12 protein-coding genes and 1 pseudogene are annotated in these 14370 nt (G+C 66.5%); 6 read left to right on the forward strand and 7 right to left on the reverse strand.

Going from position 1 to position 14370, the window contains the following annotated elements; genetic code table 11:
* Nucleotides 1–169 precede the first annotated feature (169 nt).
* Nucleotides 170–355 (forward strand): annotated as a pseudogene (locus B9N97_RS02005) (transposase); the annotation flags it as partial.
* Between the two features lie 486 nt (nucleotides 356–841).
* Nucleotides 842–1777, forward strand: coding sequence for an IS110 family RNA-guided transposase (locus tag B9N97_RS02010; RefSeq protein ID WP_085083272.1), 936 nt, complete (start codon nucleotides 842–844; stop codon nucleotides 1775–1777).
* A gap of 13 nt (nucleotides 1778–1790) precedes the next feature.
* On the opposite strand, the gene B9N97_RS02015 is transcribed toward B9N97_RS02010, so the two are convergent.
* A complete protein-coding gene (locus B9N97_RS02015; protein WP_085082798.1) occupies nucleotides 1791–2543 on the reverse strand; it encodes an SDR family NAD(P)-dependent oxidoreductase in 753 nt (250 codons plus the stop codon).
* 321 nt (nucleotides 2544–2864) lie between these two features.
* Between B9N97_RS02015 and B9N97_RS02020 the strand changes: the two genes are divergently transcribed.
* The gene (locus tag B9N97_RS02020; RefSeq protein WP_085082800.1) at nucleotides 2865–3878 is read left to right on the forward strand and encodes an AAA family ATPase; all 1014 of its coding nucleotides are present in this window, start codon (nucleotides 2865–2867) and stop codon (nucleotides 3876–3878) included.
* Nucleotides 3868–4743 carry a ParB/RepB/Spo0J family partition protein gene (locus B9N97_RS02025; protein ID WP_244560502.1) on the forward strand — a complete coding sequence of 292 codons (876 nt, stop codon included), beginning with the start codon at nucleotides 3868–3870 and terminating at the stop codon, nucleotides 4741–4743. The genes B9N97_RS02020 and B9N97_RS02025 overlap by 11 nt, the downstream gene beginning before the upstream one ends.
* 103 nt (nucleotides 4744–4846) lie before the next feature.
* Here the strand turns inward: B9N97_RS02025 and B9N97_RS02030 are convergent, their stop codons facing one another.
* From B9N97_RS02030 to napE, 6 genes are read right to left on the reverse strand one after another with little or no spacing between them, the layout of a single operon-like run.
* Nucleotides 4847–5518 carry a cytochrome c3 family protein gene (locus B9N97_RS02030; protein WP_085082805.1) on the reverse strand — a complete coding sequence of 224 codons (672 nt, stop codon included), beginning with the start codon at nucleotides 5516–5518 and terminating at the stop codon, nucleotides 4847–4849.
* Nucleotides 5515–6000, reverse strand: a complete 486-nt coding sequence (locus B9N97_RS02035) for a nitrate reductase cytochrome c-type subunit (protein ID WP_085082807.1) — start codon at nucleotides 5998–6000, stop codon at nucleotides 5515–5517. The genes B9N97_RS02030 and B9N97_RS02035 overlap by 4 nt, the downstream gene beginning before the upstream one ends.
* Before the next feature lie 15 nt (nucleotides 6001–6015).
* Nucleotides 6016–8508 carry a periplasmic nitrate reductase subunit alpha gene (gene napA / locus B9N97_RS02040; RefSeq protein ID WP_109075756.1) on the reverse strand — a complete coding sequence of 831 codons (2493 nt, stop codon included), beginning with the start codon at nucleotides 8506–8508 and terminating at the stop codon, nucleotides 6016–6018.
* A 55-nt stretch (nucleotides 8509–8563) separates the two neighbouring features.
* Nucleotides 8564–8875 carry a chaperone NapD gene (locus B9N97_RS02045; protein ID WP_085082812.1) on the reverse strand — a complete coding sequence of 104 codons (312 nt, stop codon included), beginning with the start codon at nucleotides 8873–8875 and terminating at the stop codon, nucleotides 8564–8566.
* On the reverse strand, nucleotides 8862–9407 hold the full coding sequence (gene napF / locus B9N97_RS02050; protein WP_085082814.1) for a ferredoxin-type protein NapF: 546 nt from the start codon (nucleotides 9405–9407) through the stop codon (nucleotides 8862–8864). Before napF ends, B9N97_RS02045 begins: the two co-directional genes overlap by 14 nt.
* Nucleotides 9408–9422: 15 nt before the next feature.
* Complete coding sequence (napE, locus tag B9N97_RS02055; protein ID WP_085082816.1) at nucleotides 9423–9650, reverse strand: periplasmic nitrate reductase, NapE protein; 228 nt, start codon at nucleotides 9648–9650, stop codon at nucleotides 9423–9425.
* A gap of 319 nt (nucleotides 9651–9969) precedes the next feature.
* Between napE and B9N97_RS02060 the strand changes: the two genes are divergently transcribed.
* Both B9N97_RS02060 and nosZ read left to right on the forward strand, forming a co-directional pair.
* Nucleotides 9970–12315, forward strand: coding sequence for a NosR/NirI family protein (locus tag B9N97_RS02060; protein WP_085082818.1), 2346 nt, complete (start codon nucleotides 9970–9972; stop codon nucleotides 12313–12315).
* An 86-nt stretch (nucleotides 12316–12401) separates the two neighbouring features.
* Nucleotides 12402–14351 carry a TAT-dependent nitrous-oxide reductase gene (gene nosZ, locus B9N97_RS02065; RefSeq protein ID WP_085082820.1) on the forward strand — a complete coding sequence of 650 codons (1950 nt, stop codon included), beginning with the start codon at nucleotides 12402–12404 and terminating at the stop codon, nucleotides 14349–14351.
* The last annotated feature ends 19 nt before the right edge of the window (nucleotides 14352–14370 follow it).

A 14370-nucleotide genomic window follows, 5' to 3' on the forward strand; every position in this document is an offset into this window, starting at 1 on the left:
CCCTGTTTATCGAAAATATTTAGAAAACTTATTTATTTGCGATTGCGGTGGATGGTCGATTGTTCTGAAAGGCTAGATGGGATAGACGCTCCCCGTTTCTGGTGAGTGACACCAGCTGAAGGGGATCGCCCCTCTGGATACGGAGTTCCTTCCCATGCAGCCCACGATCATCGGCCCGATCGTTGCGACGGCGCCGGTGGCCACCATCGGTGATACGAAGACTTTCACCTCAGCGCGCCACTTGGCGGCTTGGCTCGGATTGGAGCCGCGGCAAAATTCGAGCGGTGGCAAGGAGCGCCTGGGCGGCATCTCCAATTCTGGGGATGGCTATCTACGCCGCATGCTGGTGCACGGCGTCGGCCGGTGAATGTCGCGATCGTGGCGCCGGCCTTGTCCGGCACCGCGCGGCGCTGTTAAGTCTGACCGGTCGGGACGGAGAGGCGGGTCCCGGACGGGGTGCTCGGAGCAGACCATTCGGCGCGCGCTCCGGCGGGCTGGTGCCCCGTGGGGACGACCGCGGCTAGACCGAAGCCGCGATCGCCGCCGAGACGGGGTGCGCGCCGGATTCGGTCTACCGCATTTCGCTCCAAAAGGGCGTCAGCACCGCCGGCGTGGCGCTGCGGGCCGAGGAACCCTTGTGTCTTTGAATTTTGCTAGAGAAGAAGCCCTGGGGGGTGGGGCATGCCCCACCCCCCAGGGTGGAGCGGCACCCGCTAAACCCTTGGCCCTGGCCGGCCGCGGATGAGCTTGGGACCGCTCCGCCGTCTTCCACGCCCGAACAGTTGCCTGGCACGACCGCCGAACAGGCAAGGAAGGGATCCGAAGAATGGCACTTCTTCTCATATTTGTCGGCATTGATGTAAGCAAAGACGCTCTCGATGTCCATCTCCTGCCCGGCAACGCTTCCTGGCGCGTGGACAACACCGAGCAGGGCTGGAAACAACTGATGGCGTGGCTGGAACGCCACGGCGAGCCGGCCCAGATCACCATCGCCCTGGAGGCCAGCGGTGGCTTCGAGAAGGGCTGCGCCCGCAAGTTCGCCGAGGCGGGCTATACCGTCTCCATCCTCGATCCGGTACGCGTGCGCCGCTTCGCCGAGGCCGCCGGTCAGTTCGCCAAGACCGACGCCATCGACGCCCGCGTCATCGCCCGCTTCGCCCAGACCTTCACCACCACCCCGGCGGTCTTCGACCAAGCCACCGAGCGGCTGGCTGAGACTGTGCGCTGGCGCCGCCAGCTGATCGAGCAGAAGACCGCGCTGGATAATCAACTGCGTGGCTTGACCAGCACCTCCCTGCGCCGTGCCACGCGCGGCCTGCTGACCCGGCTCGAAACGCTGATCGAGCGGATCAGCGACGAGATCGCCAAGCAGATCCAGGCCAATCCGGCCTGGACCGCCGTGACCAAGCCGATCCACTCGATCAAGGGAGTCGGCCCGGTCACGGTCGCCACCCTGCTGGCCGAGTTGCCTGAACTGGGCAGGCTCGACCGGCGAAAGATCGCCGCATTGGTTGGGGTGTGCCCTTACACCCGCCAAAGCGGCAAGAGCGACGCCAAGCGCATGATCCGCGGTGGGCGCCTTGGACTGCGCAACGCACTCTACATGGCCGCACTAACCGCCATGCGATATGATCCAACCCTCAAAGCCTTCTCCGAGCGCCTCAGAGCCGCCGGAAAGCCGGGAAAGGTCGCCGTCGTCGCTGTCATCCACAAAATGCTGACAATTCTCAACGCTCGGGTCCGTGACGCACTGGCAGCCATTCCCACCAACACATGAACAAGACAGTTGCTCATCCCACCGTATAGCCGCCGTCGACCACCAGCTCCTGGCCGTAGATGTTCTTTGCCTGATCGGAGGCGAGGAACAGCGCCGCGTCGGCGATGCTCTCCGGGGCGCCGAACGCACCGGGGAACAACCGGGCCGTGACGGTGGCGGCGACCTGGCCCAGCACGTCCTCGGGCAGGCCGACCTTGCTCCAGATCGGCGTGGCGATCGGGCCGGGGGCGACGGCATTCACCCGGATGCCCTGCGGTGCCAGTTCGGCCGCCAGTGTCTTGGTCGCCGAGGTCAGCGCCGCCTTGCTGGCGCTGTAGATCGCCAGACCGGGGAAGCCGACCTGCACCAGGAATGTGGTGACGAAGACGATCGAGCCGCCCCGGCGCATGTGCGGCAGGAACAGCCGCGCGGTCTGCAGCGCCCCGACGAAATTGACCGAGAACTGCTCTTGGATGGCCTGTTCGTCGCTGTCGGCGAAGGAGACCACCTTGGCGACCCCGGCGTTCGGCACCACCACGTCCACCCCGCCGAAGCGCTCGACCGTCGCCGCGACCAGTCGCTCGAGGTCGGCGCGCACGGTGACGTCGCCGGGCACGGCCAGCACCTGATCGGGGTTCCGTGCGGCGAGGTCCTGAAGCGCCCCGACGCTGCGGGCGAAGACGGCGACCTTGGCACCCTCGGCCAGATAGCGCTCGACAATGGATGCGCCGATGCCGCTGCTGCCGCCGGTGACGACGGCGACCTTGCCGTCCAGAAGCTTCGCCATGAAGGGTCTCCCTGTTCGAAATCGAGACCGGGAGCCGTGTGGGTCCCGACGTCGGAAGCATCGGAGAAACCGGGTCCGAGAGTCTTGATCTTGGTCAAACAATTGTGCGTGGGCGACCCTGCCGGTGGAAAACCCTGGATGCTCAGGGCCTGGCGGCAGATCGCGGACGGCGAGTTCGACGGGATAAGCCCCGTGGAGGCGCTCCGTGCCGGCCGGACCACGTCTTCTGGAAGGTCTGCCGCCACGCTCTCCCAACGGCCTCCTTGACCATTGTAGCATCTACCCCTACCCTCCGGCCCTGTTCATGCTGGGGAGGGGACGGTGAAGGGCGAGGAGTTGCGGACCCAACGGGAAGCGAAAGGACTGTCGCAGTCCGAATTCGCCGTCTGGCTGAACGGGCGGCTGCAGCGCCGCTATGACAAGCAGAAGATCAGCCGCTGGGAAAACGACGCGGAGCGCATCCCGGCGGCCGTCGATGCGCTGATGACGCGCGAGATCGCCGGGCCGGAGCCGGAAAGGCTGGGCGGCCCTGCACTGGTCGTCGTCGTGGCGAACCAGAAGGGCGGCTGCGCCAAGACGGTGTCGGCGGTGAACATCGCCTCGGCCCTGGCACTGAAGGGCTATTCGACCATGCTGATCGACTGCGATCCGCAGGCCAACGCCACCCAGCATCTCGGCATCGATTCCTACACGATGGAGACGGAGGGCAAGACCCTCTACTACGTCATGCATGGCGACCTGGAACTGGACGACATCCTGGTCACCGTGCCGGAAAGCGGCCTGCGCGTCGCCCCCTCCTCCATCCGGCTTGCCGAGACGGAGGTGGAGCTGGGCAAGGAAGCCGGTGGCGACTTCATCATGAAGGAGAAGATCGCCGCGGCGAAGCGCAGCTTCGACTTCATCGTCATCGACACGCCGCCCAACATCGGCGAGCTGACCAAGAACGCCATGGTCGCCGCCCACACCGCGATCATCCCCTGCCAGACCGAGAAGTTCAGCCTGCTCGGCATGGCCTTCCTGCTGGAAAACGTCGCGAAGATCCGCCGGCGGATGAACACCGCGCTCGGCGTGCTCGGCATCGTGCCGACCATCTTCAAGCAGCGGGAACGCAACGACCGCGAGGTTCTGGAGCAGATCCAGGAACAGTACGGCCCGCATCTGCGGGTGTTCGATCCGGTGCCGAAGGCGTCGGTCTATGCCCAGGCGACCTCGGTCGGCCGCGCGGCGGTGGAAGCGATGCCGGACGTGGCCGGCGCCGCCGTCTATCGCGACGTCGCCTCCGCCCTGGTCGAGGAACGCACCGCCCGCATCAAGGAGGTCGACCGTGTCGCGTAGTCTTCTCGGCAAGGCAACCAAGCCGGCGCAGAGCGCCACCGCAGCCGCAAGGATGAAGGACGCGCTGTTCGGCCTCAGCCGCCACGCGCCGCATCTGGTCGAGGTGCCGGTCGACCGCATCGCCCCCAACCCGAACCAGCCGCGCCGCGAGTTCGACGAGGAGGAACTGCGCGGGCTGTCCGCCTCCATCGAGCGTCACGGGTTGCAACAACCGATCGGCGTTCGCCAGACGGCCGACGACAGCTGGCAGCTGGTCTATGGCGAGCGGCGGCTGCGGGCGATGCGGCTCTTGGGACGGGAGACCATCTTCGGCATCCTGTTCACCGGTGACGACGACGAGGAGATCGCCATCGTCGAAAACCTCCAGCGCAGCGACCTGAACCCGCTGGAGGAATCCGACGCGCTGGCCCGACTGGCCGAACGGCACGGCTATTCCCACCGCCAGCTTGCCGAGGCGCTCGGCCGCAAGAAGACCTACGTCACCATGATGCTGTCCTTCCAGCGTCTGGCCCCGGCGATCCGCGAGGACTATCCCCTGCTCCGCCCGACCAAGGCGAAGCTGGAGGCGCTGGCCGCCATCGACGACCAGGACGAGCAGCTCCGCGCCTGGGAAAAGCTGAAGCGCGCCGAGGCCGGTTCCCCGCCCTCCCCGGCCGCCGCCCAGCCCAGGCGCGAACCGGTCAGCGTCCCCGCCGGCATCGCGTCCAGCGCCCTGCCCAAGCGCGTCTCCAAGCCGGTCTTCCAGGCCCGCGACATGCTGCAGGAACTTCAGGCCAAGCCGCAGCCGCTGTCCGACACCGACCGGCAGGCGCTGGCCGACATGCGCACCGCCATCGACGCCATCCTGGCCGGAGCCGGAAAGTAAGACTGGTCGGAATCCGACCACCGCGCGAAGGGTGGTCGGATTCCGACCAGGATTGAACTCTTCCAAAATCGCCCTCTCCCGCCCCGGGAGAGGGAATCTCAGATCACCTCCCCTCCCCGCCCGCATTCGCCAGCCAATGCCCGATCGGCTTCTGCGGGTTGTCGGACGCCTCGCTCCAACCCGGCGGCACGCCCTGCATGTCGGGCAGGCGGTGGGCGATGCCCTTGTGGCAGTCGATGCAGGTGCGCTCCCCGGTGAACAGGTACTGTTCATGGATGCGCGCCGCCCGCGCCCCCTGCTTGGTGATGTCCATCGAATCGGCGCTGTGGCAGTTGCGGCATTCCAGCGAGTTGTTCGCCTTCAGCCGCGCCCACTCATGCTCGGCCAGTTCGCGGCGCTTCGCCAGAAACTTGTCGCGCGTGTCGATGGTGCCGAAGATCTTGCCCCAGACCTCCTTCGACGCCTGCATCTTGCGGGCGATCTTGTCGGTCCACTGATGCGGCACATGGCAGTCGGGGCAGGTCGCCCGCACGCCCGACCTGTTGGTGAAGTGGATGGTCTGCTTCATCTCCTCATAAGGGTTCGCCTGCATCTCGTGACAGCCGATGCAGAAGGCTTCCTTGTTGGTGGCCTCCAACGCGGTGTTGAAGCCGCCCCAGAACATCACGCCGGCGATGAAGCCGCCCAGCGTCAGGAAGCCCAGGCTGAAGGTCCGGCTGGGACGGGAGAAGGTCTGCCACGCCTTTTTCAGCGACACCGGAACCCGCGGTTTCATCGACGATCCCCCCGGTCCGACGGCCGGCTGACCAGACTGTCGAGATCCTTGAAGGTATTCGGGACGATGGGCTGGGCCGTGGTCTGCGGCACATGGCACTGCATGCAGAAATACCGCCGCGGCGACACGGCGCCCAGCGTCTGGCCCTCACGGTCGACGTAATGGGTGATGCTGACCATCGGCGCCTGCACCGCCTCGGTGAAGCGGCGGCTGTGGCAGGTCAGGCACTGGTTGTTGTTCAGCGTGATCTGGTAATCACGGACATTGTGTGGGATCACCGGCGGCTGCTCCGGGTAATTGCGGGCGACGCGGCGGTCGTCGGTGACGTCCGGCGGGATCGGCGGGGCAGGGTTCTGCTCGACGAAATTGACCGGCGGCCGGAACGGCGAGTCCAGGCGCAGCGCGGGCGTACCTTGCGCCGACAGAACCGCCGGCACGAGGAAGGGCAGAGCCGCCAGCGCGGCAAGGTGATGGGGTCGCATGGCTCAACTCCTCCCTCAGGCAGCGACGATCTTGACGGCGCACTTCTTGAAGTCGGTCTGCTTGCTGATTGGGTCGGTGGCGTCCAGCGTGCATTTGTTGATGAGCCGGGCGGAGTCGAACCACGGCACGAACACCACGCCGCGCGGCGGCTTGTTGCGCCCGCGCGTCTCCACCCGCGTCAGCATTTCGCCGCGGCGGGAGACCACCTTCACCTCCGATCCGCGGCGCAAGCCCCGCGCCTTGGCATCGTCGGGATGCATGAAGACCAGGGCCATCGGCATCGCCTTGTACAGCTCCGGCACCCGCATGGTCATCGACCCGCTGTGCCAATGCTCCAGCACGCGCCCCGTCACCAGCCACAGGTCGAAGTCATGGTCGGGCGCCTCCGCCGGCGGCTCGTAGGGGAAGGCGAAGACGTTGGCCTTGCCGTCCGGGTTGCCGTAGAACCGCACGTCCTCGCCCGTCTTCACGAAGGGGTCGTAGCCCTCGCGGTAGCGCCAGCGCGTCTCCTTGCCGTCCACCACCGGCCAGCGCAGGCCGCGCACCTGATGATAGGTGTCGAAGGGCGCCAGATCATGGCCGTGCCCGCGCCCGAAATCGGCATACTCCTCGAACAACCCCTTCTGGACGTAGAAGCCGAAATGCTTGGCTTCGTCGTTGGCATAGTCCTGATCGACGTCCGACAGCGGAAAGCGGTCGACGGTGCCGTTGCGGTACAGCACGTCGAACAGCGTCTTGCCGCGATAGGACGGGTTGGCGTCCAGCACCGCCGCCGGCCACACCTCGTCGGTGGTGAAGCGCTTGGAGAACTCCATCAGCTGCCACAGATCCGACCGCGCCTCCCCCGGTGCAGTGACCAGCTGGTGCCAGAAATGGGTGCGGCGTTCGGCGTTGCCGTAGGCGCCTTCCTTCTCCACCCACATCGCCGCCGGCAGGATCAGGTCGGCGGCGGACGCGGTGACGGTGGGGTAGGCGTCCGACACCACGATGAAATTGTCCGGGTTGCGGTAACCGGGATAGGTCTCGTTGGCGCTGTTCGGTGCCGCCTGCAGGTTGTTGTTCACCATGATCCAGTAGGCGTTCAGCTTGCCGTCCTTCAGCATCCGGTCCATCAGCACGGCGTGATAGCCGATCTTGCCCGGCAGCAGGTCCTTCGGCAGCTTCCACGCCTCCTCCGCATGGGCACGGTGGGTCGGGTTGGTGACCTGCATGTCGGCAGGCAGCCGGTGGGCGAAGGTCCCGACCTCGCGCGCGGTGCCGCAGGCCGACGGCTGCCCGGTCAGCGAGAAAGGACCGTTCCCCGGCTGGGAGATTTTCCCGGTCAGCAGATGGATGTTGTAGACCATGTGGTTGGCCCAGACGCCGCGGACATGCTGGTTGAACCCCATGGTCCACAGCGACATGACCTTGGTCTTCGGGTCGGCATACAGTTCCGCCAACGCGGTCAGCCGCTCCTTCGGCACTCCCGTCAGCTCCGCCGTGTAATCCGCCGTGTAGGTGCTGACGAACTTGGCGAAGGCGTCGAAATCGATGGGCTTGGAATCGGTCGGGTCCTTGGCGTTGGCCGCCCGCACCTCCAGCACATTCTCCGGCCGCAGCCCATAGCCGATGTCCTTCTGGCCGAGCCGGAAGTTGCAGTGCTTTTCGACGAACTCCCTGTTCACCCGGTTGGTCTGGATGATGTGGTTGGCGATGAAGTTCAGGATCGCCAGATCGGTCCCCGGCGTGAAGATCATCGGGATGTCGGCCAGCTCGAAGCTGCGATGCTCGAAGGTCGACAGCACCGCCACTTTGACATGCTGGTGCGCCAGCCGGCGGTCGGTGACGCGGGTCCACAGGATGGGGTGCATCTCCGCCATGTTGGAGCCCCAGAGGACGAAGGCGTCGGCATTCTCGAAATCGTCGTAGCAGCCCATCGGCTCGTCCATGCCGAAGGTGCGGATGAAGGCGACGGCGGCCGACGCCATGCAGTGGCGGGCGTTGGGGTCAAGGTTGTTGGTGCGGAAGCCGGCGCGCATCAGCTTCGTCGCGGCATAGCCCTCCCAGATCGTCCATTGCCCGGAGCCGAACATGCCGACCGCCTCCGGCCCCTTCTCCTTCAGCACCCGCTTCCACTGGCGGGCCATCTCGTCGAAGGCGCGGTCCCACGACACCGGCTGGAACTCGCCCTCCTTATGATATTGCCCGTCGCGCATGCGCAGCAGCGGCTGGGTCAGCCGGTCCTCGCCATACATGATCTTCGACAGGAAATAGCCCTTCACGCAGTTCAGGCCGCGGTTCACCTCCGCCTGCATGTCGCCGTGGGTGGCGACGACGCGGTTGTCCTTAGTCGCGACCATCACGCCGCATCCGGTGCCGCAGAACCGGCAGGGCGCCTTCGACCATTTCAGCGCGGTGTCCTCGCCCGCCACCAGCGAGCTTTGTGCGGCGGCCGGCAGGCTGATGCCCCCGGCGGCGGCAGCGGCGGCCACCGCCTGGGCCTTGATGAAGTCGCGACGGTCCAACATGGGCATCCCCCTTCTTCTTCTGGTGTTCGGATCCGGCTGGCAGGGCAGGGCAGGGCTAGCTCCCTTCGGCGGCCTCCACCTCCGTGCGGTCGATGTGCCCCCGGTCGATGTGGTGAAAGACCATGACGGCGGAGAACACGCCGTCCAGCAGGTGCAGCGCGGTCATGCGGTCGGCGATCCAGCCCTCATGCGGTCCCTCGACGGTGACCACCATCTTGCCGGCCTGTTCGATGTGGAGTTCGGTGCCGGGCAGGGTGGCGATGGCGGCGCGCACCATCGCCTGCCGGTCCGGCCGCACATGCAGCAGCAGCGAGGCGAGATGCCGTTCGGCGCTCGTCCCCAATCCCGTGATGTCATCGAACGGCATGGCTTGGGCTCCCGGTCTTGTGAGGGGCGGTCTGGTGGGTGAGGGTGACGGCGCCGGACGGGCAGGCGGCGACGCAGGCGCCACAGCCGGTGCAGGCCGCCTCGTCGATGCGGGCATGGGCGGCCCCGCCGGCCGCCGGTTGGAAACGGATCGCCCCTTCCGGGCAGGCGTCCTGGCAGCTCCGGCACACCACCCTCTGCACCGCAAGGCAGGATGGCGAGACGCTCGCCCGCAACGCCCAGGGCGGCGCCGTCCGGTCGAAGATCGGCTCGGCGCAGGCATCGGCGCAGGCGCCGCAGAAGCTGCATTCCCCGCGCGTGAAATCGACCTCGGGATAGCCGCCGTCGCCGGGCCGCAGGATCGCCTCGGGACAGGCCGCAGCACAGGCGCCGCAGCGGGTGCAGAGCGCGGTAAAATAATCGGGACGGGACCAGGGGGGGTGGATCGGCGCCGGCCCTGCCGCCGGCCGACCGCGCAGGAGGCCCCGCCTTCCCCGGTCTATGGATCGACCATCTAAGCCATCATCGGCCATGGGACGGTCCCTCCGTCAGACCGGCGGCGGACCGGGCGGACCCAGGATCATCTGCGACATCCAGACGATGAAGCCATAGCCGCCGACCACGGCGATCGACAGCACCGGCCAGATGAACACCGCCAGCAGCAGGAACATCGCGATCTCGCGCCGGCGGGTGCCTTGGTCAACCGGCGGGCGCGGGTCGGCAGAGGTGGAGGCATCGACATTGCGGGCTGGGCTGCCTTGCCGGGCTGCGCTCATGGGATGTGGCCTTCCGCTTTATCTCGGGCTGACCGTTCCAACCGCAAATTGCTGGAAACGTCTCGCAGCAGCCCACTGCCCCTAGGGAGTATGCCATCAGGCGAGTAATTCCCCATCCCCCTCCACTTCTGGGGAGAAAGGAAGCCACACAGCCAGAGAGGGTATTTCTCGGGCCAAATCACAACCCCAGCCAAAAGTTGTTGATCTGGCGCAATTCGTACGGCGATCCGCCGAACTCTTGACCTTGGTCAAGTCCTTACGCGCTGGCTGGGTATTTGATCCGCCGGAAACACCGAAGCCAATTGGCAAAAGCCGGAGGATGGCCGTCGTGAGGTTCACGCGTTTGCAACGTTGGGTGGGATCGGCACTTGTCGCCGTCCTTTTGCTGCTGACCGGCATTGCCGCGGCCGAGGCGGCCGAGAGCGGCCGGCTGCTGCCTTATCTGGCGAAGCTGCAGCCTTCCGATCTCGTCCCCGGCGCCGACCGCTTCGGCAAGCCCACCCCGAACGCCCCCACCGTCCCCGTCTACAAGGGCGACGCCGTGGTGGGCCACGCCTTTCTGACGTCGGACTATGTCAACACCACCGGCTATTCGGGCCGGCCGATCGACGTGGTGGTCGGGCTGGCGGCGGACGGCACGGTGACCGGCGCCCGGCTGATGGACCATCACGAGCCCATCGTGCTGATCGGCATCCCGCCGGCCCGCATCAACGGCTTCATCAACGGCTATGTCGGCAAGAACGTGCTGCAGCTCGCCAGCCAGAGCGCCGCCAGCCCGCCGGTCGACATCGTGTCGGGTGCGACGGTGACCGTGATGGTCATCGGCGATTCCATCATCCGCTCCGGCAAGAAGGTGATGCAGTCGCTGGGGCAGGGCGGGACGGACGCGGAACCGGTCGTGACCAAGGCCATCGACCTGTCGAAGACCGGGGTCGAGGACTGGGCGACCCTGATCGGCGACGGATCGGTGCGCCGGCTGACCCTGACGGTGGGGGAGGTGAACGCCGCCTTCGAGAAGACCGGCAAGGCGGAGGCCATCGCCCGCGCCGAGGCCGGCAGCCCCGACGAGACCTTCATCGACCTCTATGCCGCCCTGGTGACCATTCCCACCATCGGCCGCTCGCTGCTGGGCGATGCGGAGTACGAGACCCTGACCAAGCAGCTGAAGCCGGGCCAGCAGGCGATCCTGGTGGCTGGGCAGGGGCGCTATTCCTTCAAAGGCTCGGGCTATGTCCGCGGCGGCATCTTCGACCGCATCGAACTGGTGCAGCATGAGGGCTCCGTCCGCTTCCGCGACAAGATGCACAAGCGCCTGGGCAGCGTCGCCGCCGCCGGCGCCCCCGATTTCCCGGAAATCGGCCTGTTCGTCCTGCCGGAGAATGCGGAGTTCAACCCGGCCGACTCCTGGCGCCTGCAGCTGCTGGTCCAGCGCGCCATCGCGGCGCTCGACAAGGTGTTCGTCACCTTCGACCTCGGCTACCAGCCGCCCGACAAGTTCCTGAAGACCGAAAAGCCGGCCGCTCCGGCCCCGGCCCCGGCATCGGCCGCCGCACCGGCGTCCGCCCAATCCGCCAGCCACAGCGCCGCCATCCAGGCCGCCGGTGCGGCGGAGGCGGAGGAAGCCGCCGAAACGCCGCTGTGGCAGCGCATCTGGCAGAACCGGAAGGTCGATGTCGCCATCCTGTCCGTCGCCATCCTTCTGCTGACCGGCATCTTCTTCTTCCAGGACCAGCTGACCAAGCGTCCGGCGCTGTATGAGCGGGTGCGGACGGCCTATCTGGTCTTCACCCTGGTCTGGCTCGGCTGGTACGCCACGGCCCAGCTGTCGGTTGTCAACGTCCTGACCTTCGCCAACGCGCTGCGCACCGATTTCCGCTGGGACTATTTCATGATGGACCCGCTGGTGTTCATCCTGTGGTTCTCGGTGGCGGCGTCGCTGCTGTTCTGGGGCCGGGGCGCCTTCTGCGGCTGGCTCTGCCCGTTCGGCTCGCTGCAGGAACTGCTGTCGAAGGCGGCGAAGAAGATCGGCATCCGCCAGATCACCGTGCCCTTCGGCCTGCACCAGCGCCTGTGGCCGATCAAATACATCATCTTCCTGATGCTGTTCGCCCTGTCGCTGCAATCGCTGGGCACCGCGGAGAAGGCGGCGGAGATCGAGCCGTTCAAGACCGCCATCATCCTGCATTTCGTCCGCGACTGGTGGTTCGTCGCCTTCGCCGTGGCGCTGCTGGCGGCGGGCCTGTTCATCGAACGCTTCTTCTGCCGCTATCTCTGCCCGCTGGGCGCGGCGCTGGCGATCCCCGGCCGGCTGCGGATGTTCGACTGGCTGCGCCGCTACAAGGAATGCGGCAGCCCCTGCCAGCGTTGCGGCAACGAATGCCCGGTCCAGGCCATCCACCCCGACGGCTCGATCAACCCCAACGAATGCATCCAGTGCCTGCACTGCCAGATGCTCTACCACCACGACCACAAATGCCCGGTCATGATCCAGAAGCGGCAGAAGCGCGAGAAGTGGCAGGCCGCCGAGGCCCGGCTGGCGGCGGAAAAGGAAGCCGCGGCCGCGGCTGCGGCCCAGCCCGCCCCCGCAGGCGCCGCCTCCCGCAGCACGGTGTCCACCGCCGATCCGGCCACCGGCCGGCTGACGATCCGGCCGCACCAGTCCTGACCGCCATCCCCTCATCCCCATAACGGGACCCGGTCGCAACGGGTCTCATGACAACCCCAAAAGCGGGGTCAGCGAAGGAGCAGACTATGTCGAGTGAGACCAACAACACGGCAGGCGTCAACCGCCGTGCTCTACTGGGCGGAACGGCGAAGGCCGCGGCGCTTGCCGGGCTGACCGGCGCGGTCGGCGGTGCGACCGCTGGCGGCATCGCGGGCAGCGCCCTGTTCGGTGCCACCGAAGCCCTGGCGGCCAACGCCCAGGCCGGCCACCTCAACGCCGAGGTGAAGCCGGGCGATCTCGACGAATATTACGCCTTCCATTCCGGCGGGCATTCGGGCGAAGTCCGCATCCTCGGCCTGCCGTCGATGCGCGAACTGATGCGCATTCCGGTGTTCAACCGCTGCTCCGCCACCGGCTGGGGCATGACCAACGAAAGCCGGAAGATCCTGACCGAGCACATGCTCCCGGAAACCAAGAAGTTCCTGGAGACGCGCGGCGGCATCTATCTGAACGGCGACGCCCACCACCCGCACATGTCCTTCACCGACGGCACCTATGACGGCCGTTACATCTTCATCAACGACAAGGCCAATACCCGTGTCGCGCGCATCCGCTGCGACATCATGAAGACCGACACCATCATCGAGATCCCGAACGCCGCCGCCATCCACGGTCTGCGTCCGCAGCGCTACCCGCGCACCGGCTATGTCTTCGCCAACGGCGAACAGCGCGTGCCGACCCCGAATGATGGCCGCGACCTGACCAACACGAAGGCCTACAAGTCGCACTTCACCGCCATCGACGGCGACACGATGAAGATCGCGTGGCAGGTCTGGGTCGACGGCAACCTCGACAACACCGACGCCGACTATCAGGGCAAATACGCCTTCTCCACCTGCTACGACTCCGAAGAGGGCGTCACGGCGGCGGAGATGACCAGCGCCGAGCAGGATTGGGTCGTCGTCTTCAACCTGAAGCGCATCGACGAGGCGGTGAAGTCCGGCAAGATCCCGTTGGTGAACGGCGTGCCGGTGGTCGACGGCCGCCACGGCAGCGCCTTCACCCGCTACATCCCGGTGCCCGCCAACCCGCACGGCATCAACGCCGCTCCGGACGGCATCCACGTCACCGTGAACGGCAAGCTGTCGCCGACCGTCACCGTGTTCGACGTGCGCCTGCTGGATGATCTGTTCGACGACAAGATCAAGCCGCGCGACGTCGTCGTCGCCGAGCCGCAGCTGGGCCTCGGGCCTCTCCACACCGCCTATGACGGCCGCGGCAACGCCTACACCACCCTGTTCCTCGACAGCCAGCTGGTGAAGTGGAACATCGACAAGGCGCGGCGTGCCTACAAGGGCGAGAAGGTCGACCCGATCGTCCAGAAGCTGGACGTCCAGTATCAGCCCGGCCACAACCACACCTCCATGGGCGAGACCAAGGAGGCCGATGGCAAGTGGCTGGTGTCGCTGAACAAGTTCTCCAAGGACCGCTTCCTCAACGTCGGCCCGCTGAAGCCGGAGAACGACCAGCTGATCGACATCTCCGGCGACGAGATGAAGCTGGTGCATGACGGCCCCACCTTCGCCGAGCCGCACGACACGCTGATCGTCCACCGCTCCAAGGTGAACCCGCGCTCGGTCTATGACCGCAACGACCCGATGTGGGAAGAGGCGCGCCAGCAGGCCAAGAAGGACGGCGTAGTGCTGGAGGATGACACCAAGGTCATCCGCGACGGCAAGAAGGTCCGCGTCTACATGTGGCAGCGTGCCCCGGCCTTCGGGCTGGAGGAGTTCACGGTCAAGCAGGGTGACGAGGTGACCGTCTATGTGACCAACATGGACGACATCGACGACCTGACCCACGGCTTCAGCATCACCAACTACGGCGTCTGCATGGAAGTCGGCCCGCAGGCGACCGCCTCGGTCACCTTCACCGCCGACCGTCCGGGCGTGCACTGGTACTATTGCCAGTGGTTCTGCCATGCTCTGCACATGGAAATGGCCGGCCGCATGATCGTCGAGCCGTCCTCCACCTGACCCGCGACGCTCCACCCGC

This window comes from Azospirillum oryzae (assembly GCF_900177515.1).
In the GTDB taxonomy this organism is placed as follows: Bacteria; Pseudomonadota; Alphaproteobacteria; order Azospirillales; family Azospirillaceae; genus Azospirillum; species Azospirillum oryzae_A.